1 protein-coding gene is annotated in these 296 nt (G+C 35.1%); it reads right to left on the bottom strand.

Features of this window, described 5'->3' with window-relative positions:
• A partial coding sequence (locus ACSG5Z_RS30985; RefSeq protein ID WP_435712872.1) for a DHH family phosphoesterase occupies positions 1–296 on the bottom strand: 296 nt, incomplete at both ends.

Raw genomic sequence — 296 nt, 5'->3', positions numbered from 1 at the left:
CAATTTTAATTAACATCTTCCCTTTTGCATAGCGTTGATCGTCAACACGTTCTTGGTTCGCAGTTTCACATACGATAACAAGTGCATTTTCATATACTCTATCTTCAATATCATCCATTACTCGTAAATATTCTAGTGAAGGTTCATTGTACCCAACCGTATAAATATTTTTCTCTGGAAACGATTCTAGTAGAATTGTACCAAGACCTCCCTGTGAACCTAACGCATCTGGATCTGGACGCACATGACGATGAATAATAATTGTATCAAACTCTTTAATTGCTCTTAAAATTTGA

Origin of the sequence: Bacillus pretiosus (assembly GCF_051294775.1) — a bacterium.
Taxonomy (GTDB): domain Bacteria; phylum Bacillota; class Bacilli; order Bacillales; family Bacillaceae_G; genus Bacillus_A; species Bacillus_A wiedmannii.
The sequence above is the reverse complement of the archived record's forward strand: the minus strand, read 5'-3'. Positions and strand labels throughout refer to the sequence as shown.